This is a genomic window from Serratia proteamaculans, assembly GCF_008830365.1.
Taxonomy (GTDB): domain Bacteria; phylum Pseudomonadota; class Gammaproteobacteria; order Enterobacterales; family Enterobacteriaceae; genus Serratia; species Serratia proteamaculans.
The window spans coordinates 654573-679037 of the sequence record NZ_WBKI01000002.1 but is presented as its reverse complement, the minus strand read 5'-3'; the positions used below and the strand labels follow the sequence as shown (position 1 = coordinate 679037).

23 protein-coding genes, 1 pseudogene and 1 other annotated feature are annotated in these 24465 nt (G+C 56.1%); of the genes and pseudogenes, 14 read left to right on the top strand and 10 right to left on the bottom strand.

Annotated features, from left to right (window positions below):
• Positions 1-39: 39 nt before the first annotated feature.
• Both rsmS and priC read right to left on the bottom strand, forming a co-directional pair.
• A complete protein-coding gene (rsmS, locus tag F8R23_RS12240; protein WP_112347671.1) occupies positions 40-219 on the bottom strand; it encodes a pleiotropic regulatory protein RsmS in 180 nt (59 codons plus the stop codon).
• 106 nt (positions 220-325) lie between these two features.
• Entirely contained in the window at positions 326-862 is a 537-nt protein-coding gene (gene priC, locus F8R23_RS12235; RefSeq protein WP_129935929.1) for a primosomal replication protein PriC, read from the bottom strand.
• Positions 863-1012: 150 nt separating this feature from the next.
• On the opposite strand from priC, the gene F8R23_RS12230 reads away from it, so the two are divergent.
• The 12 genes from F8R23_RS12230 to F8R23_RS12175 all read left to right on the top strand — a co-directional run bounded on the left by F8R23_RS12230 (position 1013) and on the right by F8R23_RS12175 (position 14275).
• Positions 1013-1393, top strand: coding sequence for a DUF454 family protein (locus F8R23_RS12230; RefSeq protein ID WP_112347670.1), 381 nt, complete (start codon positions 1013-1015; stop codon positions 1391-1393).
• 114 nt (positions 1394-1507) lie between these two features.
• The gene (gene apt, locus F8R23_RS12225) at positions 1508-2059 is read left to right on the top strand and encodes an adenine phosphoribosyltransferase (protein WP_099065360.1); all 552 of its coding nucleotides are present in this window, start codon (positions 1508-1510) and stop codon (positions 2057-2059) included.
• A gap of 83 nt (positions 2060-2142) precedes the next feature.
• Entirely contained in the window at positions 2143-4095 is a 1953-nt protein-coding gene (dnaX, locus tag F8R23_RS12220; RefSeq protein ID WP_099065359.1) for a DNA polymerase III subunit gamma/tau, read from the top strand.
• Positions 3428-3492 (top strand) — a sequence feature (DnaX frameshifting element). It overlaps the preceding gene by 65 nt.
• Positions 4096-4136: 41 nt before the next feature.
• Positions 4137-4466, top strand: coding sequence for a YbaB/EbfC family nucleoid-associated protein (locus F8R23_RS12215; RefSeq protein ID WP_012005575.1), 330 nt, complete (start codon positions 4137-4139; stop codon positions 4464-4466).
• Positions 4466-5071 carry a recombination mediator RecR gene (gene recR, locus F8R23_RS12210; RefSeq protein ID WP_012005576.1) on the top strand — a complete coding sequence of 202 codons (606 nt, stop codon included), beginning with the start codon at positions 4466-4468 and terminating at the stop codon, positions 5069-5071. The genes F8R23_RS12215 and recR overlap by 1 nt, the downstream gene beginning before the upstream one ends.
• 144 nt (positions 5072-5215) lie before the next feature.
• Entirely contained in the window at positions 5216-7081 is a 1866-nt protein-coding gene (gene htpG / locus F8R23_RS12205) for a molecular chaperone HtpG (protein ID WP_165366375.1), read from the top strand.
• Between the two features lie 203 nt (positions 7082-7284).
• A complete protein-coding gene (gene adk, locus F8R23_RS12200) occupies positions 7285-7929 on the top strand; it encodes an adenylate kinase (protein WP_085115497.1) in 645 nt (214 codons plus the stop codon).
• Positions 7930-8095: 166 nt separating this feature from the next.
• Entirely contained in the window at positions 8096-9229 is a 1134-nt protein-coding gene (locus F8R23_RS12195; RefSeq protein WP_151415667.1) for a sugar diacid recognition domain-containing protein, read from the top strand.
• A gap of 118 nt (positions 9230-9347) precedes the next feature.
• A complete protein-coding gene (locus F8R23_RS12190) occupies positions 9348-10613 on the top strand; it encodes a GntP family permease (RefSeq protein WP_129938610.1) in 1266 nt (421 codons plus the stop codon).
• Between the two features lie 9 nt (positions 10614-10622).
• Complete coding sequence (locus tag F8R23_RS12185; protein WP_129935924.1) at positions 10623-11771, top strand: glycerate kinase; 1149 nt, start codon at positions 10623-10625, stop codon at positions 11769-11771.
• A gap of 145 nt (positions 11772-11916) precedes the next feature.
• Complete coding sequence (gene hemH / locus F8R23_RS12180) at positions 11917-12879, top strand: ferrochelatase (protein WP_129935923.1); 963 nt, start codon at positions 11917-11919, stop codon at positions 12877-12879.
• 91 nt (positions 12880-12970) lie between these two features.
• Positions 12971-14275 carry an inosine/guanosine kinase gene (locus F8R23_RS12175; RefSeq protein WP_112347663.1) on the top strand — a complete coding sequence of 435 codons (1305 nt, stop codon included), beginning with the start codon at positions 12971-12973 and terminating at the stop codon, positions 14273-14275.
• Positions 14276-14323: 48 nt separating this feature from the next.
• On the opposite strand, the gene ybaL is transcribed toward F8R23_RS12175, so the two are convergent.
• Positions 14324-16015, bottom strand: coding sequence for a YbaL family putative K(+) efflux transporter (ybaL, locus tag F8R23_RS12170; protein WP_129935922.1), 1692 nt, complete (start codon positions 16013-16015; stop codon positions 14324-14326).
• 246 nt (positions 16016-16261) lie between these two features.
• On the bottom strand, positions 16262-17482 hold the full coding sequence (locus tag F8R23_RS12165) for an MFS transporter (protein ID WP_129938609.1): 1221 nt from the start codon (positions 17480-17482) through the stop codon (positions 16262-16264).
• Between the two features lie 180 nt (positions 17483-17662).
• Between F8R23_RS12165 and ushA the strand changes: the two genes are divergently transcribed.
• Positions 17663-19318, top strand: a complete 1656-nt coding sequence (ushA, locus tag F8R23_RS12160; protein ID WP_129935918.1) for a bifunctional UDP-sugar hydrolase/5'-nucleotidase UshA — start codon at positions 17663-17665, stop codon at positions 19316-19318.
• A 36-nt stretch (positions 19319-19354) separates the two neighbouring features.
• Here the strand turns inward: ushA and ybaK are convergent, their stop codons facing one another.
• The 3 genes and pseudogenes from ybaK to F8R23_RS12145 all read right to left on the bottom strand — a co-directional run.
• Complete coding sequence (ybaK, locus tag F8R23_RS12155) at positions 19355-19834, bottom strand: Cys-tRNA(Pro)/Cys-tRNA(Cys) deacylase YbaK (RefSeq protein ID WP_112347659.1); 480 nt, start codon at positions 19832-19834, stop codon at positions 19355-19357.
• Between the two features lie 226 nt (positions 19835-20060).
• The gene (locus tag F8R23_RS12150) at positions 20061-20864 is read right to left on the bottom strand and encodes a TraB/GumN family protein (RefSeq protein ID WP_151415666.1); all 804 of its coding nucleotides are present in this window, start codon (positions 20862-20864) and stop codon (positions 20061-20063) included.
• A gap of 180 nt (positions 20865-21044) precedes the next feature.
• Positions 21045-21230 (bottom strand): annotated as a pseudogene (locus tag F8R23_RS12145) (cation transporter); the annotation flags it as partial.
• A gap of 117 nt (positions 21231-21347) precedes the next feature.
• Here F8R23_RS12145 and cueR point away from each other — a divergent pair.
• Positions 21348-21749 (top strand): Cu(I)-responsive transcriptional regulator, encoded by a 402-nt coding sequence (gene cueR, locus F8R23_RS12140; protein WP_099065345.1) that lies wholly within the window; start codon positions 21348-21350, stop codon positions 21747-21749.
• On the opposite strand, the gene F8R23_RS12135 is transcribed toward cueR, so the two are convergent.
• From F8R23_RS12135 to allS, 3 genes are all read right to left on the bottom strand, one after another.
• The gene (locus F8R23_RS12135) at positions 21746-22207 is read right to left on the bottom strand and encodes an NfeD family protein (RefSeq protein ID WP_129935914.1); all 462 of its coding nucleotides are present in this window, start codon (positions 22205-22207) and stop codon (positions 21746-21748) included. The two genes, cueR and F8R23_RS12135, sit on opposite strands and share 4 nt — an antisense overlap.
• A gap of 2 nt (positions 22208-22209) precedes the next feature.
• On the bottom strand, positions 22210-23115 hold the full coding sequence (locus tag F8R23_RS12130) for an SPFH domain-containing protein (protein WP_017891872.1): 906 nt from the start codon (positions 23113-23115) through the stop codon (positions 22210-22212).
• 81 nt (positions 23116-23196) lie between these two features.
• Positions 23197-24111, bottom strand: a complete 915-nt coding sequence (allS, locus tag F8R23_RS12125) for an HTH-type transcriptional activator AllS (RefSeq protein WP_129935912.1) — start codon at positions 24109-24111, stop codon at positions 23197-23199.
• Positions 24112-24465 lie beyond the last annotated feature (354 nt).

The window sequence follows — 24465 nt, the reverse complement described above, 5'->3', positions numbered from 1 at the left end:
AAGGATAAGGATAAGGGTTCAGCGCAGGCTGAACCCTTTTTACTGGTCGACAGGCAGGTAAGGGGAGGTCACACCGTTGCGTTGCAATTTTTCCTGATAGTCCCGTTTGACAATATCCAACGCCGCCAGCGCGGTAGCCGGATCGATCTCATTACATTCCAGCAGATAAATCAGATCTACTGCCAGTTGCAATTCTGCTGAGGCATTTTCCAGAGACATAAAACCCACGTTTAAATTGAGATGAATGAGTGATGCTTCGCTTCGGCTGAGTATAGTGAACAAGATCCGCGGAGGGGAATAATCATTAAAATATTGTGATAAATCTTCAAAAACCGTTTTCTTTACGTTCGATACTGCGCTCAATACGTGCCAGCGCCTGACGGCAACGCATTAGTCGACCTTCCAGCGCCGCCAGCTCATGCTGCAGTTTTTGCTGCGCCGCCAGCGTGGTCTGCCTGCCTAACAGACTTTCCCGATCCTGGATCATCGAAATGATCCGACGTTCATAATCCTGATGTTCGGCTAGCTTGTGATACAAATCTACGGCCGTCACTTGCTTGGGCTGATTTTTCCGGCGCAACGCCTGGGTCGCTAATTCACGCTGCAGGGCGGTGATTTGCGCCACCAGTCTCTCGGCCAGAAAGGCCACCTGGGTAGTGCGGCTATCGTTGGCTGCGGTTTGCAACTGGGTAAAGTTCTTTTGTACTTCTGTCAGGTAATCGCGCAGCCGGGTACCACGGTTGGAAAATAACGCAGCGTCAAAGCGTGCCTGAGGGATCGGGGCGTCGCCTTGCGGCGTGATTTCACCGGCTAACACGGTGATCTGCTGTTCTAACACTTGTAAAAGACGCTGAGTGCTCACGTTGGCTCCATGACGATGATATTGGGCTCAGCTTGCCTTCGATCACGCCGTGAAACAAGCGCTGTGCGTATATTCCGGCCGTTGCGGCTGGTGACGCAGGGGAGGCCGATGATAAAGTGACGGCAGACAGGTTGATGGACAAGGACTCGCATGACGCGTTGGTTATTGATAATCCTCGGTTGGTTAGCGGTGGTGCTGGCGACGCTGGGCGTGGTATTGCCCCTGCTGCCGACCACGCCGTTTCTGCTGTTAGCTGCCTGGTGCTTTGCCCGTTCATCGCCGCGATTCCATGCCTGGCTGCTGTACCGATCCTGGTTTGGCTCCTATCTGCGCCACTGGCAACAGCACCGGGCATTACCGCCCGGGGCAAAATGGAAGGCGGTGTTGATGATTGTGCTGACGTTCGCGGTTTCTCTGTGGTTGGTTAAAATCTGGTGGGTGCGCGGCATACTGTTAGTGATGTTGGCCATTCTGCTGATCTTTATGTTGCGTCTGCCGGTTGTTGACCTGCCGCAACAAAAACAGCGTTGATCGCACGCCGCCGGTTGCATTTGTCCGCCAGTTTGCATAAATTTGAGCGTTTTCGTGCGCGGGTTGCAGACGACCTGTGCGCAAGTCATCAGGCAGTTTTATCAGGCAACAATTATGACCGCTACTGCGCAGCAGCTTCAGTTTATTAAAGACAGTATCAAAACCATCCCGGATTACCCTAAGCCGGGCATACTGTTCCGTGACGTCACCAGCCTGCTGGAAAACCCGCTGGCCTATGCCGCCAGCATTGAATTACTGGTTGAGCGCTTCCGTGAAGCGGGCGTCACCAAAGTGGTTGGCACCGAAGCGCGCGGCTTCCTGTTTGGCGCTCCGGTTGCGTTGGCACTGGGCGTGGGCTTTGTACCGGTACGTAAACCGGGCAAGCTGCCGCGTGAGACCCTCAGCGAAAGCTATGAGCTGGAATACGGCACCGACCGACTGGAAATCCATACCGATGCTATCAGCGCCGGCGATAAAGTGCTGGTGGTGGACGATCTGTTGGCTACCGGCGGTACCATTGAAGCCACCGCAAAACTGATCCGCCGTCTGGGCGGTGAAGTCACCGACGCCGCCTTTATTATCAACCTGCCGGATCTCGGCGGTGAAGCGCGTTTAAACACCCTGGGTATTGAATGCTACAGCCTGGTCAACTTCTCCGGCCACTGATCTGCATTACCACAACGGCCTCGCGGATCGCCGCGGGGCTGTGTTAGCATGACCCTCCAGATTACTCGACTTTTCCGGTATTAATGAGCTATCAGGTTCTTGCCCGTAAGTGGCGCCCTCAAACGTTTGCAGATGTTGTCGGACAGGAACATGTCCTGACTGCACTGGCTAACGGCCTCTCGCTGGGGCGGATCCATCACGCCTATCTGTTCTCGGGCACGCGTGGCGTGGGTAAAACCACCATTGCGCGCCTGCTGGCCAAAGGCCTGAACTGTGAAACCGGCATCACCGCCACACCGTGCGGTCAATGTGACAACTGCCGCGAGATTGAGCAGGGACGTTTTGTCGATCTGATCGAGATCGACGCCGCGTCCAGAACCAAGGTGGAAGATACCCGCGATTTACTGGATAACGTCCAGTACGCTCCCGCCCGCGGCCGCTTCAAGGTTTACCTGATTGACGAAGTGCACATGCTCTCGCGTCACAGCTTTAATGCGCTGTTGAAAACGCTTGAAGAGCCGCCTTCGCACGTCAAATTCCTGCTGGCAACCACCGATCCGCAAAAGCTGCCGGTGACGATTCTGTCACGCTGTCTGCAATTTCATCTCAAGGCGCTGGATGTCGATCAGATCCGTGGCCAACTGGAAACGGTGCTACAAGCGGAACAGATCACCAGCGATCAGCGAGCGTTGCAGCTATTGGCGCGAGCCGCCGATGGCAGCATGCGTGATGCACTGAGTCTCACTGACCAGGCGATTGCCATGGGCCAGGGGCAGGTGACTACCGCCACCGTCAGCCAAATGCTGGGCACGCTTGACGACGAACAGCCGCTGGCGATCCTCGAAGCGCTGGTCAGTGCCGATGGCGAAAAGGTGATGGCCCAGGTCGCGCAGGCCGCTTCGCGCGGTGTCGATTGGGAAAATCTGCTGGTCGAGACGCTGGCGTTGCTGCACCGGATTGCGATGGTGCAACTGTTGCCGTCGGTGTTGGACAATCATTATGCCGCCATTGAACAGCGGCTGCGTGAGCTGGCCCGTACCTTGCCGCCGACTGACGTACAGCTCTATTACCAAACGCTGTTGGTTGGACGCAAAGAGCTGTCCTTTGCGCCAGATCGCCGCATGGGGGTTGAAATGACTCTGCTGCGCGCGCTGGCGTTTCACCCGAAAGCGGTGATCCCGGAGCCGGTGGCGATGGTGCAAACCGCGCCAGTGCAGATGGCTCAGCCACAGGCTCAAGCGGCCCAGCCGTCACAGTTTCAGGACGCCCCTCCGCCGTTAGGGCAGGTTGCGCCGCAGAACAATCAGCAAGCGAATTTACCGGATGCCACCGCGCAATTATTAAAGGCGCGAACCCAACTGCTGAGGCAGCAGGGAGCATCCACACCAAAAAAGAGTGAACCGGCGGCGCCTGGAAAAGCGCGGCCGGCAAACTCAGCACTGGAGCGGTTGGCTTCCGTGACTGAGCGCAGCCAGCAGCGCCAGGCGGAAAAGATCGTGCAGGAAAAACCGGCCAAGCCGGAGGCTTACCGCTGGCGTGCATTGACCGAGCCGGTGGCCGAACCGGAGCCGCTGGCCACGCCGAAAGCGCAGCGTACCGCGCTCGAGCATGAGAAAACCCCCGAGCTGTCGGCCAAACTGGTGGTTGAATCGCTGGAACGCGATGCCTGGGCGGCGGAAATCGATAAGCTGAAAATACCGAAACTGGTACAGCAGTTGGCATTAAACGCAGTTAAACAGCTACTGGAACCCGGTAAGATTTGTCTCCATCTGCGGTCGTCGCAGCGTCACCTGAACTCGCCTTCGGCGCAGAAGGTGCTGACCGAGGCGCTCAGCGAGCTGTATGGCAGCCCGGTTGAGTTGACCGTGGTGGAAGACGATAATCCGGCGGAGCGGACTCCGCTGGAATGGCGACAAGCCATTTACGAAGAAAAACTGGCGCAGGCGCGCCAGTCGATCGTTGCGGATACCCATATTCAGACGCTGCGCCGGTTCTTCGACGCGGATCTGGATGAAGACAGTATTCGCCCCATTTAAACGCTGCGTAAAGTGCGCGGCCCTAGCGACGAGAGACGACTATGTTTGGTAAAGGCGGTCTGGGCAACCTGATGAAGCAAGCCCAGCAAATGCAAGAAAAAATGCAGCAGATGCAGGAAGAAGTCGCCAAATTGGAAGTGACTGGCGAATCCGGTGCCGGCCTGGTGAAAGTCACCATCAACGGCGCGCACAACTGCCGTCGTGTGGAGATCGATCCGAGCCTGATGGAAGACGATAAAGATATGCTGGAAGATCTGATCGCTGCTGCGATCAACGACGCAGCCCGTCGCATCGACGAAACCCAGAAAGAGAAGATGGCGTCTGTGTCCAATGGCATGCAACTGCCACCTGGCTTTAAGATGCCGTTCTGATGCAAACCAGCCCGCTCCTTGAAACATTGATGGAGGCGTTGCGTTGCCTGCCGGGCGTTGGCCCGAAGTCGGCGCAGCGCATGGCATTCCAACTGTTGCAGCGCGATCGCAGCGGTGGCATGCGTTTGGCGCAGGCGCTGACCCGCGCCATGTCGGAAATCGGCCACTGTGCCGATTGCCGCACCTTCACCGAGCAGGATATCTGCACCATCTGCGCCAATCCGCGCCGTCAACAAAACGGCCAGATCTGCGTGGTGGAAAGCCCGGCTGATATTCACGCCATTGAGCAGACCGGCCAGTTCGCCGGGCGCTACTTTGTGCTGATGGGCCACCTGTCGCCGATGGATGGCATTGGCCCAGGGGATATCGGTTTGGATCGGCTGGAGCAACGGCTGGAAAAAGAAAGCGTTACCGAAGTGATCCTGGCGACTAACCCGACGGTGGAAGGCGACGCAACCGCCAACTACATCGCCGAAATGTGTGGTCAGTATGGCGTAGTGGCCAGCCGCATTGCCCACGGCGTGCCGGTGGGGGGGGAGCTGGAGATGGTTGACGGCACCACGCTGTCACATTCCCTGGCCGGTCGCCACGTTATCAAGTTCTGATGCTTTTCTCTGACGGGGCTATCCTGCCCCGTCAGTTATTCTGCAAAAATTTCCCTCCAGTCGCTTGAAAAACAATACCCTGACCCCCACTTGATCCTCATTGTCCGATTTTGGTAGCTATTGTCTTTGAGGTAATCAATGAGTATGAAAGGTCAAGAAACCCGTGGTTTCCAGTCTGAAGTAAAACAACTGCTTCATTTGATGATTCATTCGCTGTACTCCAATAAAGAAATTTTCCTGCGCGAGCTGATCTCCAACGCCTCGGACGCCGCCGACAAGCTGCGTTTCCGCGCGCTGTCCACGCCTGAGCTGTATGAAGGCGACGGCGAGCTGCGTGTGCGTCTTTCCTTCGATAAAGACCAGCGTACGCTGACCATTGCCGACAACGGCATTGGCATGAACCGCGAAGAAGTGATTGAAAACCTGGGCACCATCGCAAAATCAGGGACTAAAGCCTTCCTGGAGTCTATCGGCTCCGATCAGGCCAAAGACAGCCAACTGATCGGCCAGTTCGGCGTGGGCTTCTACTCCGCGTTCATCGTGGCGGATAAAGTCACCGTGCGTACCCGTGCTGCCGGTGCAGCCGCCGATCAGGGCGTGTTCTGGGAATCTGTCGGCGAAGGCGATTACACCATTGCCGATGTCAGCAAAGAAGATCGCGGTACTGAAATTACTCTGCATCTGCGCGAAGGCGAAGATGAATATCTCGACGCCTGGCGCCTGCGTTCGGTGATCGGTAAATACTCCGACCACATCGCACTGCCGGTTGAGATTGAAAGCAAAAACGAAGAAGACGGCACCGTTACCTGGGAAAAAATCAACAAGGCGCAGGCCCTGTGGACCCGTAGCAAGGCCGACGTCACCGACGAAGAATACAAAGAGTTCTACAAGCACATCGCTCACGACTTTACCGATCCGCTGAGCTGGAGCCACAACCGGGTGGAAGGTAAGCAGGAATACACCAGCCTGCTGTATATCCCGGCGCAGGCTCCCTGGGACATGTGGAACCGCGATCACAAGCACGGTCTGAAACTGTACGTACAACGCGTGTTCATCATGGACGACGCTGAGCAGTTCATGCCGAATTACCTGCGTTTCGTGCGCGGCCTGATAGATTCCAACGATCTGCCGCTGAACGTCTCGCGTGAAATTCTGCAGGACAGCCGTGTGACCCAAAACCTGCGCGGCGCGCTGACCAAGCGTGTGTTGCAGATGCTGGAAAAACTGGCCAAAGACGACGCGGAAGGCTACCAGAAGTTCTGGCAGCAGTTCGGCCTGGTGTTGAAAGAAGGCCCGGCGGAAGACGCGAACAACAAAGAAACCATTGCCAAGCTGCTGCGTTTCGCTTCTACCCAGAGTGACAGCTCGGCGCAAACTGTCTCGCTGGAAGAGTACGTTGGTCGCATGGCGGAAGGGCAGGAGAAGATTTATTACATCACTGCCGACAGCTATGCCGCCGCCAAGAGCAGCCCGCACCTGGAGCTGTTCCGTAAGAAAGGCATCGAAGTGTTGCTGCTTTCCGATCGCATCGACGAATGGATGATGAGCTATCTGACCGAGTTTGACGGTAAGCCGTTCCAGTCGGTCAGCAAGGCGGACGACGCGCTGGACAAACTGGCGGATGAAACCGAAGAGCAGAAGGCCGCTGAGAAGCAGCTGGAGCCGTTTGTTGACCGCGTGAAGACCCTCCTGGGCGATCGGGTGAAGGACGTGCGTCTGACGCACCGCCTGACCGATACGCCGGCTATCGTCATCACCGACGCCGATGAAATGAGCACTCAGATGGCAAAACTGTTTGCCGCTGCGGGCCAGGAAGCGCCGGCAGTGAAATACATTTTCGAATTGAATCCGGAGCATGCGCTGGTCAAACGCGCATCCGATGTGGGCGATAACGAACAATTCGCCGAATGGATTGACCTGTTATTGGATCAGGCGCTGCTGGCCGAACGCGGCACGCTGGAAGACCCAAATCAGTTTATCCGCCGCATGAATAAGCTGTTGTCCGCATAATTTTGACCTTATACGCCTCTGACCTAAAGGTTGGAGGCGTTTTTTTTTGCTTTTCTCACTGATTTTCAGCGTTTTACCCTCTTTTTTGTCCTTTCTGCTCCGCAATCGATTTCCTCGCGTACCTTGAGCCAGCCCCCCCTGAAATGGTATGGTTGGGCGTTTTCGCAATTTTATAAAAACTACATAGCAAGGGGATTTACGCAATGCGTATCATTCTGCTGGGCGCTCCGGGCGCTGGTAAAGGTACTCAGGCTCAATTCATCATGGAGAAATACGGTATTCCGCAAATCTCTACGGGTGATATGTTGCGCGCAGCCGTGAAGGCCGGCAGTGAACTGGGCAAGCAGGCGAAAGAAATCATGGACGCCGGCAAGCTGGTGACCGATGAGCTGGTCATTGCACTGGTTAAAGAACGCATCACTCAGGAAGACTGCCGTAACGGCTTCCTGTTGGACGGTTTTCCACGCACTATTCCACAGGCTGATGCAATGAAAGAAGCCGGCATCAATGTGGATTACGTGCTGGAATTTGCCGTGCCGGACGAACTGATCGTTGATCGCATCGTTGGCCGTCGCGTACATGCGCCGTCTGGCCGTGTGTATCACGTTAAATTCAATCCGCCGAAGGTGGAAGGCAAAGACGACGCGACCGGTGAAGAACTGACGACTCGTAAAGACGATCAGGAAGAAACCGTGCGTAAGCGTCTGGTGGAATACCATCAGATGACGGCACCACTGATTTCCTACTACAGCAAAGAAGCTGCAGCAGGCAACACCCAATACCGTAAAATCGACGGCACCCGTAAAGTGACCGAAGTGAGCGCTGAACTGGCAACCATCCTCGGCTGATCGGTTTTTCATTGCGGTGTATAGCGCCAGGCCCTATCGGTCTGGCGTTTTTTTTGCCATTTCCCTGCCGAACTGTGATCGCCGTGGCTTGTTGCGCCTGTGTGCTTTAATCATCTGCGATAAATGGCGTATAACTGCCCCCATGTAACCCTCGGGGATCATCCTCATGCTCAGACCCACCAATTTGCTGGCAGAATCCACCGCGCGCCAGATCGTGCAGCGGGCGATGGGTATCATCAATCATTCCGTCAACGTGATGGACAGCAATGGCGTCATCATCGCCTCCGGCAACCCCTCACGGTTGTTCCAGCGCCATGAGGGCGCGGTACTGGCGCTGACCGAAAATCGGGTGGTGGAAATCGATGCGGTCACCGCTGCGCACCTGAAGGGCGTGCGTCCTGGTATCAATCTGCCGTTCAGTTTTCGTAGCCAGCAGGTAGGGGTGATCGGCATTTCCGGTGAGCCAACCCAGGTGCGCGCCTATGCCGAGCTGGTAAAAATGGCGGCTGAGCTGATGGTGGAGCAGGCGGCACTGCTGAGCCAAAACCAGTGGGAAAAGCGCTACCGCGAGGAGCTGGCAAACCAGTTGCTGCAGCCGCAGCCGGCATCGGCCTCGCTGGAGGCCATGGCTGCCTACCTTGGGTTGGATCTGCAACTGCCGCGTATTGTTTGGATCGTGGAGTTGCAGGATCCGCAACCGCATTTGCTACGTGAACTGCTGACGGAACTGGAACACACCCAGCGCGAAGCGCTGCTCACCATCACCGGCTTCAACGAAATGATCCTGCTGCGGCCCGCCAGCCTGGTGCAGGGGGAGTGGAGTTTGAAGCAGGAGCGCAAGCAGGCACAGCAGTTGCAAAGCCAGCTGCCGTCGCGTTTCAACCTGCGTTTGATTATTGGCGGTTTTTTTAGTGGTGAAACGGGACTGCATCGCTCAAACCTGACCGCCCGCGCCACGCAGGCGATGGCGCAGCGGCTGAAACTGCGTCACAAGACGTTGTTCTATCAAGATTATCCTCTGCCCTCATTGCTGTGTGATTTGGGTGAGGACTGGCGGGCACAGGAACTGTCTCGCCCCTGGCAGATCCTGGAGGCCAGCGATGAAAAAGGGGTACTGCGCAGCACCCTGCGGCACTATTTTTCGCGGAATTGTGATCAGACGCAGACCGCCACCGAGCTTCATATCCACGTCAACACCCTGCGTTATCGCCTGCAGCGTATTGAGGCGATTACCGGATTGAAAATCAACCAGTTAGCTGATGCATTGCAGTTGTATATCGGCATGCTGATGCACCACTGAGTTGTGTAAAACCACAACTTTCCGGCGCACCACACGGCGAGTTTTTGTGGCTTCCTCTCACGCTAATGTTCGGCGCTCAGGATATGTTTTCCCCACACCAACAACGGGGAAAATAATAATGACAACGGTATCCACATTGGGGGCGCTGGTGGCATTGGTCGTCGCTATCGTTCTGATTTTACGCAAGGTCCCGCCGGCTTACGGCATGATTGCCGGTGCACTGGCCGGTGGATTGTGTGGCGGCGCCGATCTGGTACAGACCGTGACGCTGATGATCACCGGCGCTCAGGGCATCACCAACGCTGTGATGCGTATTCTGGCGGCGGGGGTGCTGGCTGGGGTGTTGATTGAGTCCGGCGCGGCGCACACCATTGCTGAAACCATTGTCCGCAAGGTCGGGGAAACCCGCGCGCTGCTGGCGCTGGCGATAGCTACACTGATCCTGACGGCGGTTGGGGTATTTATCGACGTGGCGGTGATCACCGTGGCGCCGATCGCACTCTCCATTGCCCAGAAGGCCGGGATCTCGCGGGGGGCGATCCTGTTGGCGATGATCGGCGGCGGCAAGGCCGGTAACGTGATGTCGCCCAACCCGAACACCATTGCCGCTGCCGACAACTTCCATGTGCCGCTGACCTCGGTGATGATGGCCGGTATCGTGCCCGGCCTGTGTGGGTTGGTGGTGGCCTATCTGCTGGCCCGTCGCCTGAGTAACAAGGGTGAAAAGGTGATGGCAGAGGAACTGACTCAGCATGCCGAAGGTTCTCGCCCAGGTTTTGCGGCGGCGATCAGCGCGCCGTTGGTTGCCATTGTGCTGCTGTCGCTGCGACCGATCGCCGGTATCGCAGTTGATCCGCTGATTGCATTACCGGTTGGCGGATTGGTCGGGGCCCTGTTGATGGGGCGTATTCGCCAGTGTAATCAATTTATGGTTTCTGGCCTGAGCCGCATGGCACCGGTGGCCATTATGCTGCTCGGCACAGGTACGCTGGCAGGTATTATCGCCAACTCGGCGTTGAAGGACGCATTGATTAACGGATTGACCCACACCGGGATGCCGGCCTGGTTGCTGGCACCACTCTCGGGGGCGCTAATGTCGATGGCGACGGCCTCGACCACAGCCGGCACCGCCGTGGCATCCGGGGTATTCAGCAGTACCTTGCTGGAGCTGGGTGTCAGCGGGTTGGCCGGTGCGGCGATGATCCATGCCGGTGCGACGGTGCTGGATCACTTGCCACACGGCAGCTTCTTCCACGCTACCGGTGGCAGCGTCAATATGGCAGTCCATCAACGGCTGAAGCTATTGCCGTATGAAACCCTGATCGGCTTTACCATCGCGGCCGTCTCGGCGCTGATGTTTGGCGTATTTAATCTGGCGGGATAAGGAATACTGATGAAAACGCTGAAAAAAGTGGTTATTGCTCCAGACTCATTTAAAGAGAGCCTGAGTGCGATGGAGGTGGCCGAGGCCATCGAGCGCGGATTCCGCCAGATTTACCCGCAGGTGCAGTATGTGAAGTTGCCGATGGCGGACGGCGGTGAAGGTACGGTGGACTCGATGGTGGCGGCTACCGGCGGAGAAATCGTCAGCGTTGAGGTGACTGGCCCGCTGGGCCAGCCGGTATCTGCCTTTTACGGTTTGCTGGGGGAGGGGGAAACCGCCGTGATTGAGATGGCGGCCGCTTCCGGCCTGCATCTGGCGCCTAATGGTCGACGCGATCCGCGCATTACCACCAGTTACGGTACCGGGGAGCTGATCCTGGCGGCGCTGGAGCGCGGCGTGAAGGCGATTATTCTGGGCATCGGCGGTAGCGCTACCAACGATGGCGGTGCCGGTATGATGCAGGCGCTGGGCGCCAGGCTGCTGGATGACAACCAGCAACCGCTGGCACCGGGGGGCGCGGCGCTGGCCCGGTTAGCGCAAATCGACCTTTCTGGGGTGGACCCACGCCTGCAGCAGGTGAGCGTGACGGCCGCCTGTGACGTGGATAATCCTTTGTGTGGCCCTCATGGTGCCTCTGCGGTGTTTGGCCCACAGAAGGGCGCCACGCCGGAGATGGTGGCGCAGTTGGATGCGGCACTGAGCCATTTCGGCCGCTTGCTGGAGCAGGCTACCGGCCGTCAGGTGCTCAATGCGCCGGGTGCCGGTGCGGCGGGCGGAATGGGGGCAGCATTACTCGGCATGCTCAACGCCCGTTTGCGACCGGGAATTGAGATCGTGATTGAAACTTTACGGCTGGAAGAGGCGCTTCGTGATGCCGATTTGGTGATCACCGGAGAAGGGCGGCTGGACAGCCAGTCGATCCACGGTAAAACGCCGATTGGCGTGGCACGGGTGGCCAAACGTTATGGCCTGCCGGTGATCGGCATTGCGGGCAGCCTGTCGAAAGATTATCAGGTGGTGCACCAGCATGGCATTGACGCAGCCTTTTCGGTGCTCGATCGCGTCGTCACGCTGGAAGAGGCCCTGACGGACGCGGCCATTAATCTGGAGGTGACGGCACGCAACGTGGCGGCGGTCTGGCGGCTGGCGCAAGGCTGAGGTCACCTCTTTCACCATGGGCACTACCTGTTGCTGATATCGGTTCCGATGAGGCGCTTTTCCGTTACAATAGGCGCCATTAATCGAGGTTAATCCCCTGACCCAGAACGGGGGGTTAGCTTGCAAGGAATCAAGGGGAACTGAGATGAAGCAAGAGAAACACGGAGTATTGCTGGTGAACCTGGGCACACCAGATGCTCCGACCTCGTCGGCGGTAAAACGCTATCTGAAGGAATTTCTTAGTGACGACCGCGTGGTGGATACTGCCCCTCTAATCTGGTGGCCGATCCTCAACGGAGCGATCCTGCCGATCCGCTCACCGCGGGTTGCCAAGCTGTATCAGTCGGTATGGATGGACGAAGGTTCACCGTTGCTGGTTTACAGCCGCCGTCAGCAGCGCGCACTGGCCGCACGCATGCCGAACACGCCAGTTGAACTGGGTATGAGCTACGGCTCCCCGAGCTTGGCCGAGGCGATCGACAAGCTGCTGGCGCAAGGGGTGACTAACCTGGTGGTGTTGCCGCTGTATCCGCAATACTCCTGTTCGACCAGTGCTGCGGTGTGGGACGGAGTGGCCCGTATACTGAAAGGCTACCGCCGTCTACCGTCAGTCAGCTTTATCCGTGATTATGCCGAGCACCCGGCCTACATTGCCGCACTGCGCCAGAGCGTTGAGCATTCGTTCGCTGAACATGGCCAGCCGGATCGTTTGGTGCTGTCATTCCACGGCATCCCCAAGCGCTATGCGCGCCTCGGTGACGATTATCCGCAGCGTTGTGAAGACACGTTACGTGCTCTGACGGCGGCATTACCGCTGGCGCCGGATCGGGTGATGATGACCTATCAGTCGCGCTTTGGTCGTGAGCCCTGGCTGACGCCTTACACCGACGAAACCCTGAAAGGTCTGCCGTCTCAGGGCGTTAAACATATTCAGCTGATCTGCCCCGGCTTTTCGGCGGACTGCCTGGAAACGCTGGAAGAGATCAAAGAGCAGAACCGTGAGATCTTCCTCAAGGCCGGCGGTGAGAAATTCGAGTACATTTCTGCGCTGAACGACGAGCCGGCGCACATTGATATGATGCAGCAACTGGTGGCGCAACGCTTCTGATCCTCAGCATGCAAAATGGTGACAGCCATCATCAATCAGGCAGGAATGTGCTAACATTCTCTGCCTGTTAACTGCCACTGCCGCCAATTAAATGAAATTTCCTGGTAAACGTAAGTCCAAACACTATTTTCCGGTGAACGCCCGCGATCCGCTCTTGCAGCAAGCTCTACCCGAAAATGAAATCAGCACCTCCTATGTCGTCGGTATTGACCAGACGCTGGTGGATATCGAAGCAAAAGTGGATGACAGCTTCGTCCAGCGCTATGGACTGAGTCTGGGGCATTCCCTGGTGATCGAAGATGACGTCGCCGAGGCGCTGTATCAGGAACTGATCGACAATAATTTAATCACTCATCAGTTTGCCGGCGGCACTATCGGCAATACCCTGCACAACTATTCAGTGCTGGCGGACGACCGTTCGGTACTGCTCGGCGTGATGTGCAGCAATATCAAGATTGGCAGCTACGCCTACCGCTACCTGTGCAATACCTCCAGCCGTACCGATCTTAACTATCTGCAGGCCGTTGACGGTGCCATTGGCCGCTGCTTCACGCTGATCGGTGAAAGCGGTGAGCGAACCTTCGCCATCAGCCCGGGGCAGATGAACCAACTGCGGCCGGAAAGCGTCACGGAAGAAGTGATTGCCGGCGCTTCGGCGTTGGTACTGACGTCCTACCTGGTGCGTTGCAAGGAAGGGGAACCGATGCCGGCGGCCACCATGCAGGCGATCGCGTTTGCCAAAAAGCACGACGTGCCGGTGGTTCTGACGCTCGGCACCAAGTACGTGATTGCCGATAACCCGCAGTGGTGGCGCGACTTCCTGAAACAGCACGTGTCGATCCTGGCGATGAATGAAGATGAAGCGCTGGAACTGACCGGGCTGAGCGATCCGTTGACCGCTTCGGATATGGCGCTGGAATGGGTCGATCTGGTGCTGTGCACCGCCGGGCCAAACGGTCTGTATATGGCGGGTTACACCGAAGAGTCCAACAAGCGAGAAACCCAGCATCCGCTGCTGCCGGGGCATATTGCTGAATTCAACCGCTATGAGTTTAGCCGCGCCATGCGCCGTGAAAGCTGTGAAAGCCCGTTCCGCATCTATTCGCACATTGCGCCATACATGGGTGGGCCTGAGAAAATCATGAACACCAACGGTGCCGGTGATGGCGCGCTGTCGGCGCTGCTGCATGATATTGCCGCCAACGGTTTTCACCGTAATAACGTGCCGAACTCCAGCAAGCACGTTCGCAGTTACCTGACTTACTCCTCGCTGGCGCAGGTGTGTAAATACGCCAACCGCGTCAGCTATCAGGTGCTGAACCAGCATTCACCGCGCCTGACGCGCGGCTTGCCGGAACGGGAAGACAGCCTGGAAGAGTCTTACTGGGAACGGTAAAAAACAAAAGGTCCGGCAAGCCGGACCTTTTTTACATCGCTTGCCACATCAGATCGGGCAGCCACCCATTTTCTCTTCTTCAGTCAGCGTATCCAGTTTAAGGATATTCAGCATGCTGTTGGCGATTTCCCGTTCGCCCATCACCACCTGATCCGCGCCGCGATCGGAGATATACGACACTTCGTCATCGTAGTGCGCCCGGGCAATAATCTCGATATTGGGCCGCTTGGTTCGCGCAGAGGCTACGATCTCACCGGCCTCGTAACCGTTGGGTATGGTCAACAACAGCCAGCGAGCGCAGTCTAGTCGCGCCAGATCCATTACTTCCGGATTGGCGGCATTGCCCAATACCGTTTTGATGCCCTGTTCACGCAGCGCCTCAACCCGTGGACGGGAATTCTCGATCACCACCAGCGGAACGCCAGCCTCGGCCAACTTGGCCCCCAGCAGGCTGCCTACGCGGCCATAGCCGACCACCAGCGCGTGGTTGCACATATCGACCGGGATCTGCTTCTCGTCTTCTACCGCTTCTTCCAGTATTTGGTCTTCTATGGTCTCCGTCTTGGCCAGATAACGCTCGAGCAGGGTAAACAGCAGCGGGTTAAGCATGATCGACAAGATAGCCCCAGCCAGCACCAGATTGCGACCGTGCTCCGACATCATGCCCAGCGTGATCCCCAACCCTGCCAGAATGAAGGCGAACTCGCCAATTTGCGCCAGGCTGGCAGAGATGGTCAACGCGGTGCGCTTGGAGTGACCGAACATTTTCACCAGCAGGAACGCCGCGGCTGATTTACCGAACACGATAATCGCCAGCGTTGCCAGCACCGCCAGCGGTTCGCGGATCAGGATCATCGGATCAAACAGCATGCCGACCGAGACAAAGAACAGTACGGCAAACGCATCGCGTAGCGGCAGCGTGTCGTGGGCGGCGCGGTGGCTCAGCTCCGACTCATTCAGCACCATACCGGCGAAGAAGGCCCCCAGGGCAAAGGAGACGTCAAAGAAGCCGACAGCACCGTAGGCAATACCAAGCGCCAGCGCCAGCACTGCCAGGGTAAACAGCTCGCGTGAGCCGGTACTGGCGGTTTTCGCCAGGATCCACGGCACCAGACGGCGGCCAACCACAATCATCAGCGCCATAAAGGCGATGACCTTGCCAATGGTAATGGCCAGCTCGATCAGCAGTTGACTGCTGCTGGCGTTGTCATTACCCAGCATGTTGCCAAAGGCCGGTAACAGTACCAGCGTCAGCACCATCGCCAGGTCTTCCACAATCAGCCAGCCGATGGCGATTTGCCCGCGTTGGCTGTCAATCAACTGGCGTTCTTCCAGCGCCCGCAACAGCACCACAGTACTGGCGGTGGACAGGCAGAGCCCGAACACCAGGCCGGAAATCAAATCCCAACCCAATAGCTTCGACAACCCCATACCGAGCAGGGTGGCGACGGCAATTTGCGCGACGGCACCGGGAATGGCGATATGTTTTACTGCGAGGAGGTCTTTAAGGGAGAAATGCAGGCCAACACCGAACATCAACAGGATCACACCGATTTCCGCCAGTTCTGGAGCCAACGAGGTATCGGCAACAAAACCGGGAGTAAACGGGCCGGCGAGTACGCCTGCGGCAAGGTATCCCACCAGTGGGGAGATGCGCAGGCGATTTGCCAGCATACCGAAGAGGAAGGCGAGTACTAACCCTCCGACAATGGTGGAGATTAGCGGTGTTGAATTATGCATCCAGACTCCTTCTAGTTATGCATCGCAGCAGAGAGGGAAACGCAACAGAGTTACGAAAAGATACATTTAGTTTATTGCATTTGTTCGCGCCTTGCTTAGCTAAATATAGCTATTTTGCGAAAAAGCAGAGGATTCCGCTTTTGGTGCGCCAGTAAGGGGATTTAACACTTAATAAGTCAAATAACATGGGATTGTGTGGGAGATGACCCGGTTGAGCGATGGATTACAACCGGGGTTTCAACAGGGTTATTTGGCGTTATGGTCCATATTTGGCAGTAGAGCAGTGATAATACCGATCAACGGCAGGAAAGCACATATTTGGTAGACCAGCTCGATGCTGGTCAAATCTGCGACATAACCAAGGACTGCCGCGCCTAACCCGCCCATACCAAAAGCAAAACCGAAGAATAAGCCGGAAACCATACCCACTTTGCCGGGGATCAGTTCCTGAGCATAAACCAGAATGGCGGAAAATGCTGAAGCGAGAATTATCCCGATAAACACCGTTAAAATGCCGGTCCAGTACAGAGATGCATAGGGTAAAATCAGGGTAAATGGGGCTGCACCAAGAATAGAGCCCCAAATAACACGTTTCCTTCCTATCTTGTCGCCAAGAGGCCCGCCAATAATGGTGCCTGCGGCTACGGCAAACAGGAAAGCAAACAGGTGAAATTGGGCATTCTGCACGGATACACCGAACTTGTGCATCAAATAAAAGGTGTAATAGCTGCTAATGCTCGCCAGGTAGAAGTATTTGGAGAAAATCAACACCAGCAGGATGCCAATCGCATAGGTAACGGTACGTTTTGGCAGCGGTTTCACCATCGAGGCCACTTTAGGCTGGCCTTTTGTCGCACGATGCTGCTGTTGATACCATTTACTGACCTGCAACAACACCACGATGGCCAGCAGGGCCGCCAGGGAGAACCAGGCGACATTGCCCTTGCCATAAGGAGCGATAATCAGTGCCGCCAGCAGTGGCCCGAGGGAACTGCCAAAGTTGCCTCCCACCTGGAACAGCGATTGTGCCAGGCCATGTCGGCCACCGGACGCCATACGCGCTACGCGGGAGGATTCTGGGTGGAATACCGACGAGCCGGTGCCGACCAGCGCAGCAGCCAGTAGCACCAGTGGGAAGGTATTGGCCACGGACAGCAGCAGCAGACCGCACAGGGTAAAGCCCATGCCAATCGGCAGCGAATAAGGCTGCGGGTGTTTATCCGTGTAGTAACCAATCAGCGGCTGCAATAAGGACGCCGTGAGCTGATAGGTCAGAGTAATCATGCCGATTTGCACGAAGCTGAGGCTGAAGTCAGCCTGCAGGATCGGGTAAATCGCCAGGATCAGCGATTGAATCATGTCATTGAGCAGGTGAGAGACGCTGATGGCTCCGAGGATCGAGAAAGCCGTCCCTTTAACCGCACTGCTCTTGGCCGGTGGCAGGGCAGTTTCGCTACGGTCGGTCATTTTATTATTAGCCTGGTAAGTTTTAGAGGACAGAGCAGATATCTTAGGCAAGTTGTTCACTATTTACCATATCCGACATAATTTGACGCATATCGCAAAAATTTGAAATTTGTTACCTTCGTTTCGCGCTACAATTTCGTCCACCTCAAAAAAACAGTTAATTATCATATGGAGTTCGCCATGCGCTTTTCGTTAAAAACCACCGCATGTGCCCTGGCCGTATCCCTGACTTTCCTGTCGGGAGCCGCCAGCGCCTGGGAAAAGGATAAGACCTACGACATCACCATTCTGCACACCAACGATCACCACGGCCATTTCTGGCAGAACGACCACGGCGAATATGGTCTGGGTGCACAAAAAACGCTGGTGGATAGCATCCGTCAGGACGTTGTGGCCAAGGGTGGCAGCCTGTTGTTGCTGTCGGGGGGGGACATCAATACTGGTGTGCCGGAATCAGACTTGCAGGATGCCGAGCCGGACTTCCGTGGCATGAATCTGGTGGGCTATGACGCGATGGCGATCGGCAACCATGAATTCGACAATCCGCTCAGCGTGCTGCGCCAGCAGGAGAAGTGGGCCACCTTCCCGCTGTTGTCGGCCAACATCTATCAGAAAAGCACCCAGCAGCGTCTGTTCAAGCCTTATGCCTTGTTCGACAAACAGGGCATCAAAATTGCGGTGATCGGCCTGACCACCGATGACACTTCCAAGATTGGTAACCCGGAATATTTCACCGACATCGAGTTCCACGTGCCGGCGCAGGAAGCCAAACAGGTAGTAGAGCAACTGCGTAAGGACGAGAAGCCTGACGTGATCATCGCCGCGACCCATATGGGCCATTATGATGACGGCAACCACGGCTCTAACGCACCCGGTGATGTCGAAATGGCGCGCAGCCTGCCTGCCGGTTATCTGGACATGATCGTCGGTGGCCACTCGCAGGATCCGGTCTGTATGGCTGGTGAAAACCACAAGCAGGTGGATTATGTGCCGGGCACCCCGTGCTCGCCGGATCGTCAGAACGGCACCTGGATCGTGCAGGCGCACGAGTGGGGCAAGTATGTCGGCCGTGCCGATTTCCAGTTCCGTAACGGCGAACTGAAGCTGGTGAATTATCAGCTAATCCCGGTCAATCTGAAGAAGAAGGTGGAGAAAGCCGACGGCACCAGTGAGCGCGTGTATTACACCCAGCAGATCGCGGAAGATGCGTCGATGATGAAACTGCTGACGCCGTTCCAGGAAAAGGGCAAGGCGCAGTTGGACGTGAAAATTGGCAGCGTCAACGGCAAGTTGGAAGGCGATCGCAGCAAGGTGCGCTTTGTTCAGACCAACCTGTCGCGCGTGCTGTTGGCCGCGCAGATGGAACGTGCCGAGGCCGACTTCGCTGTAATGAGCGGGGGCGGGGTACGTGACTCGATTGAAGGCGGCGACATTACCTATAAAAACGTGCTGAAGGTACAACCGTTCGGCAATACCCTGGTTTACGTCGAAATGAAAGGCAGCGAGGTGGAAAAATACCTGGCGGTAGTCGCCAACATGAAGGTGGATTCCGGTGCCTACGCGCAGTTTGCCAACGTTAGCCTGACGGCGGACGGTCAGCAGGGCGTCAGCAATGTCAAAATCAAAGGCGAACCGCTACAGGCGGATAAAACTTATCGTATGGCAACGCTGAATTTCAATGCGCTGGGTGGGGACGGTTATCCGAAGCTTGATACTCTGCCAAGCTACGTCAATACCGGCTTTATCGATGCCGAAGTGTTGAAACAGTACATTGAGAAGCACTCACCGCTGGATGCGGCGGCCTATGAGCCGAAGGGCGAGATCGTTTATCAGTAAGTGGTAGCCGGGGAGCCTTAAGGCTCCCCTGGCTCTTCAATCGCGCTTGGCGATATCGGCGAAGCTACCGGCCAACAATCGGCAAAGATCTGCTGCCGCCAGCTCAATGTCCAGCCCGCGTTTGCCGCCAGAAACGTAAATGGTGGCGAACTGCTGTGCCGGGCTGTCGATCACCGTTGGCAGGCGTTTTTTTTGCCCCAGCGGGCTGATGCCACCCACCAGATAACCAGTGACGCGTTGCGCCAGCAACGGATCGGCCATTTCCGCTTTTTTAGCCCCCAGTGCACGGGCGACCTTTTTCAAATCCAGCTGAGTGGCGACCGGCGTGACAGCTACCGCCAGATGTTTGGCATCACCGTTCAGTGCCACCAGCAGTGTCTTATAAACGCGGTCGGCATCCAGTCCAAGTTTCTTCACCGCTTCATCACCGAAGTTGGTTTCTGCACTGTCGTGATGATAAGGGTGAAGGGTAAAGGCAACTTTTTGTTTCTCAAGCAGGATCACTGCGGGCGTCATGGGTTTTCCTATTTATCCCGACGCACAAGGGTGCAACGGGTTGCAACAAAACGACAAAAATATAACGGTAACAGCAACCTGAGCAGCGGCAGCGTAAAGCGGGTTGCCAAGATGTTCACTCGGTTGCTACCCTGTGTATTGTAACCGTTAACACGGTTGCTATGCGTATAACTAAAATACAAGAAATTCCTCTTTGACTGGCCAGTAGCGATATTGGCCACTTTTTTTACTGCCCCTGCAGCATTGCCGGCAGATTATCCTCGCCGTACAGATGCAGCGCACCCACCGCCACTACGTAGTTGCCAGCCGGTAAAGCTTCCAGTTTTTGTCGCCAGTCGCGGTTGCGCTGATGCATCAACACGTCGTACAGATCGGCACTGAAAGTCGCGGGCAGGGTTTCCAGCATGCCGTTGGGTTTCGCGTCCAGCCACCAGCTCACCATAGTTTGCAGCAGTCGTGCGTTGGTATGCCAGTGCTCCAGCGTATCACGCAGCAGCGCCATGCCCCCTTCCGGTAGCTGCTCGAGCATCGCCATCTGCTGTTCAGCACCTTCCAGCTCGATCACCTTTTTATGCTGTGCCCTGGCGGCCTGCAACAACTGATAATCCACGCCGTATTCGGCGCGCAGCCCCAGCCGCTGAGCCTGACGAGCCTGCATCATCAGCGCCACCTGCCAGCCGGGCAGGGTTGAAAAGGTCTCGGCATCGGTACCCAGTTCTTGGCACAGCGTCAGCAATTGCTGAAACTCCGGTTCGGAGAGTCGTTGATCCAGTTCTGCCTGCTGCTCGATGTGGTCAAAGGGGGAGGCGGAACCGGTGATATCGGCCTCCACAATCAAGGCATCCGCCTGCTTCAGGCGTGCGGCCAGTTTGGCCGGCAGCGGTGACATATCCACCGTCCCCATATGAATACTGCCCACCAGATGGAACTGACGATCGCCGGGCAGTCGAATGTCCAGTGCCGGATAGGCATAGGTGATGGGGGAGATCAGGCCGAGAAAGGCGGCGATGCGGCGTAACAGTTGACCCATACAGCGTGGCTCCTGAATAACTTGTTCGCCTTTCAGCTTGAAAGGTGAGGGGCGTAACATTTACCCCATGCTAAACGCTATCTGGCATACAAGAAAGTCTGAAGAGTGAAGGAATTATCCCAAAGGAAACGGGGCGCGATGAATTGCGCCCCGTGGTCCTGGTTCGGTCTATGGGGGTTAGGCAAGGCTGGCGTGATAACCGGCCTGTTCCACTGCGTTAATCAGCGTTTGTGGCGTGACATCGCCGGTCACTTTGGCGCTATCAAGGGCGACATCCACGGCGGTAACGCCAGGCACGGCTTCTAAAGCTTTACGTGTGCTGCCAACACAATGCATGCAGGTCAGCCCCTGCAATGCCAGTACGGTAACTTGTGACATGGTTTGATTCCTCTCAAGAGCGGTGTTTAAAGGTTGACCGCTTGACCTGTTTTCACTAAGAATGAAGGATAAACCTTCTAGCAAGGGGAAGGTCAAGGAGTGAAAATGAATATCAGCGACGTGGCGAAAAAAACCGGTTTAACCAGCAAGGCAATCCGCTTTTATGAAGAGAAAGGGCTGGTGACTGCGCCAATCCGTACCGACAACGGTTACCGCAGCTATAACCCAAAGCACATTGAAGAACTGACGCTGCTACGCCAGGCTCGGCAGGTGGGGTTTAATCTGGATGAATGCCGTGAGCTGGTGGCGTTGTTTAACGATCCGGCCCGCCATAGCGCCGATGTGAAAGCGCGCACGCTGCAAAAAGTGGCGGATATTGAAAAGCACATTGCCGAACTCGGTGAGATGCGCCAGCGTTTAGTGGCGCTGGCGGATCAATGCCCGGGTGATGACGGAGCCGAGTGCCCGATCATTAACAATCTGGCGGGTTGTTGCCATAATCACTAACGGGTGGTAGCCCGGATCACCAGAGTGATGCCTTCGACGGCGATCACTTCGACCTCGGTACCCACCGCCAGATCTTCACTGGCCTGGGCACGCCAACTGCTGTCGCCGATGTTAATGCGCCCCATACCGTTATGCATAGGTTCGATCAGCGTGGCGCGGGTGCCAATCAACTGGCGGTTGCGCTGGTTCAGCACCTGCGGACCGCTGGAAGCTGCAGCCGGGCGCTGGCGCAGCCAGTACCACCACAGGTAGGCCACTACCACGGTCAGTACGGCAAAAATCACCCCCTGCCATTCCCAGCCCAACTGCGGCAACAGCCAGACGATGGCGCCGACCACCAGTGCCGATACGCCACTCCACAACAGGTAGCCGCTGGCACCGAGCATTTCTGCCGCCAGCAGCAGCCCGCCGAGGGAAAGCCAAAACCAGTGCGGGTTTGCTGCAATTTGTTCGAGCATGATTACTTGCCTTTGTTGTCTTTCAACAGTTCGGCAATGCCACCAATTGAACCAAGCAGGCTGCTGGCGTCCAGCGGCATCATGATGACTTTACTGTTGTTGGCGGAGCCGATTTTCTGCAACGCATCAGTGTATTTCTGCGCCACAAAGTAGTTCACTGCCTGGATATTGCCGCTGGCGATAGCATCGGACACCAGTTGAGTGGCTCGCGCCTCTGCTTCAGCGGCACGCTCACGGGCTTCTGCCTGCAGGAACGCCGACTGACGTTCACCCTCTGCCTTGAGGATTTGCGACTGTTTGTCACCTTCGGCACGCAGGATGGCAGCCTGACGCACGCCTTCGGCCTCCAGAATATCTGCACGCTTGGTTCGCTCGGCCTTCATCTGGGCGTTCATTGCCGAGATTAATTCTGCTGGCGGACGTACGTCTCGGATCTCAATGCGGGTGATTTTAATGCCCCACGGATTAGTGGCTTCGTCGACGATATGCAGCAGGCGACTGTTGATGCTGTCACGTTGCGAGAGGATTTCGTCCAGCTCCATGGAACCGAGCACGGTACGGAAGTTGGTCATGGTCAGGTTGACGATCGCCAGCTCAAGATTACTCACTTCATAAGCGGCACGCGCCGGATCGACCACCTGGATAAAACACACTGCATCGATGGCCACGTTGGCGTTGTCGCGCGAGATGATTTCCTGTGAAGGGATATCCAGTACCTGCTCCATCATATTAATTTTTCTGCCGATGCGGTCCATAAAAGGCACCACCAGGTTTAAACCGGGCATCAGCGTTTTGGTGTAGCGGCCGAAGCGTTCCACCGTCCATTGGAACCCTTGCGGAACAATTTTGACGCCGGCAAATACGATGATCAGTGCGACGACAATCACGATGGGAATAAGGGTGAACATGGCAAACCTCCTGTCAGACATATGTAAACAGATATTACGCCAGCCCTGCAGGAATGCCTACTGATATACCGTCAAAAAACCTTAGTCCAATGCGCAAACCAGCCCTGCAATCAGTGGATCCTGCGTCTGGAACAGCCCGATAATGGTTTTCACCGCTTCACCGCAGCGGGTGTCTGACCACGCCAGTGATAGAGACGAGTTATGACGGGGGTATTTGAGGTTTTTTTCCACCAGTTCGCCGCGGTCGATATAGGGTTGGCATAACCTGCGTGGCAGGAAGCCGATCCCCAGGCCGCGCAGGTGGCATTCAAGCTTGGTGTGCAGATCCGGTACCTTGATTTCCTGTTGCCCTGACAACAGCCAGGCGATGCGTTTTGCCAGGTGGCGAGCAGTATCCTCGACGTTAATGGCAGGGTAGGCGCGCAGTTGCGCCTCGCCAAGCGGATCGGGTGCATTAGCCAGCGGATGCTGTGGTGCGATAGCAAAAACCCACTCAATCTTACCCAGAGGCAGCACATTGATGCTGTTTTCCAGCGATTCACTCCCCGCCGCGCCGATCGCCAAATGGCAGTCTTCATTCAGCAGTGCGTCCCACACCCCCATATAGACCTGTCGTGAGATGTGGAACTGCGTGAAGGGATACTTCTCATGCAGGTAAGCTAACAGGCCAGCGACGGCGCTGGCGTTGTATAGCAAGTTATTGATAACGATATTGACCTGATGCTCGACGCCATCATTGATTTGCCTCAACTCGCCCGGCATGGCGTCCAACCAATCATGCCATTGACGGCAACGCTCCAACAGGTATTCCCCTGCCGGGGTCAGGTTTACGGTACGTGTTGTGCGGATAAATAGCTGTGTGCCGATGCTCTCTTCCAGCGTTTTAATGCGGTAGCTGATGGTGGCTGTGGTCTTGTGCAGTAATTCGGCTGCACGGGAGAAGCTCTGACACTCAGCAACTTTGATAAACGACCGAATGGTCTCGTGATCCAGCATGAGGGCTCCTTGGCTGACACTGTCTTTCCATTATCGATAAAAAGAATCTACTGATGTTGCGGTGCGATAGGCAGCGGCAAAGCTGAACCCCACGATCCCGGTCACAGAATCATCGTGCAACGGTGCGATTGACGGCACAGGGTACCGCTAATGACTGAGGCATGTTTTATTGAGAGGCGATTCAATTAATTGATTTAAAACATTTATATTTATCGTTGGTGCATAAAATGTGCGATTGATCTTATTATGGAAAAATTTTCCAAAAAATTGCTGTCAAATTAACCATGCTCTGTCTAGAGTGAAGGCTTGAAAGGAACAGTATCGTCGTTTTAACCATCGTCTGGGTAATGAGCC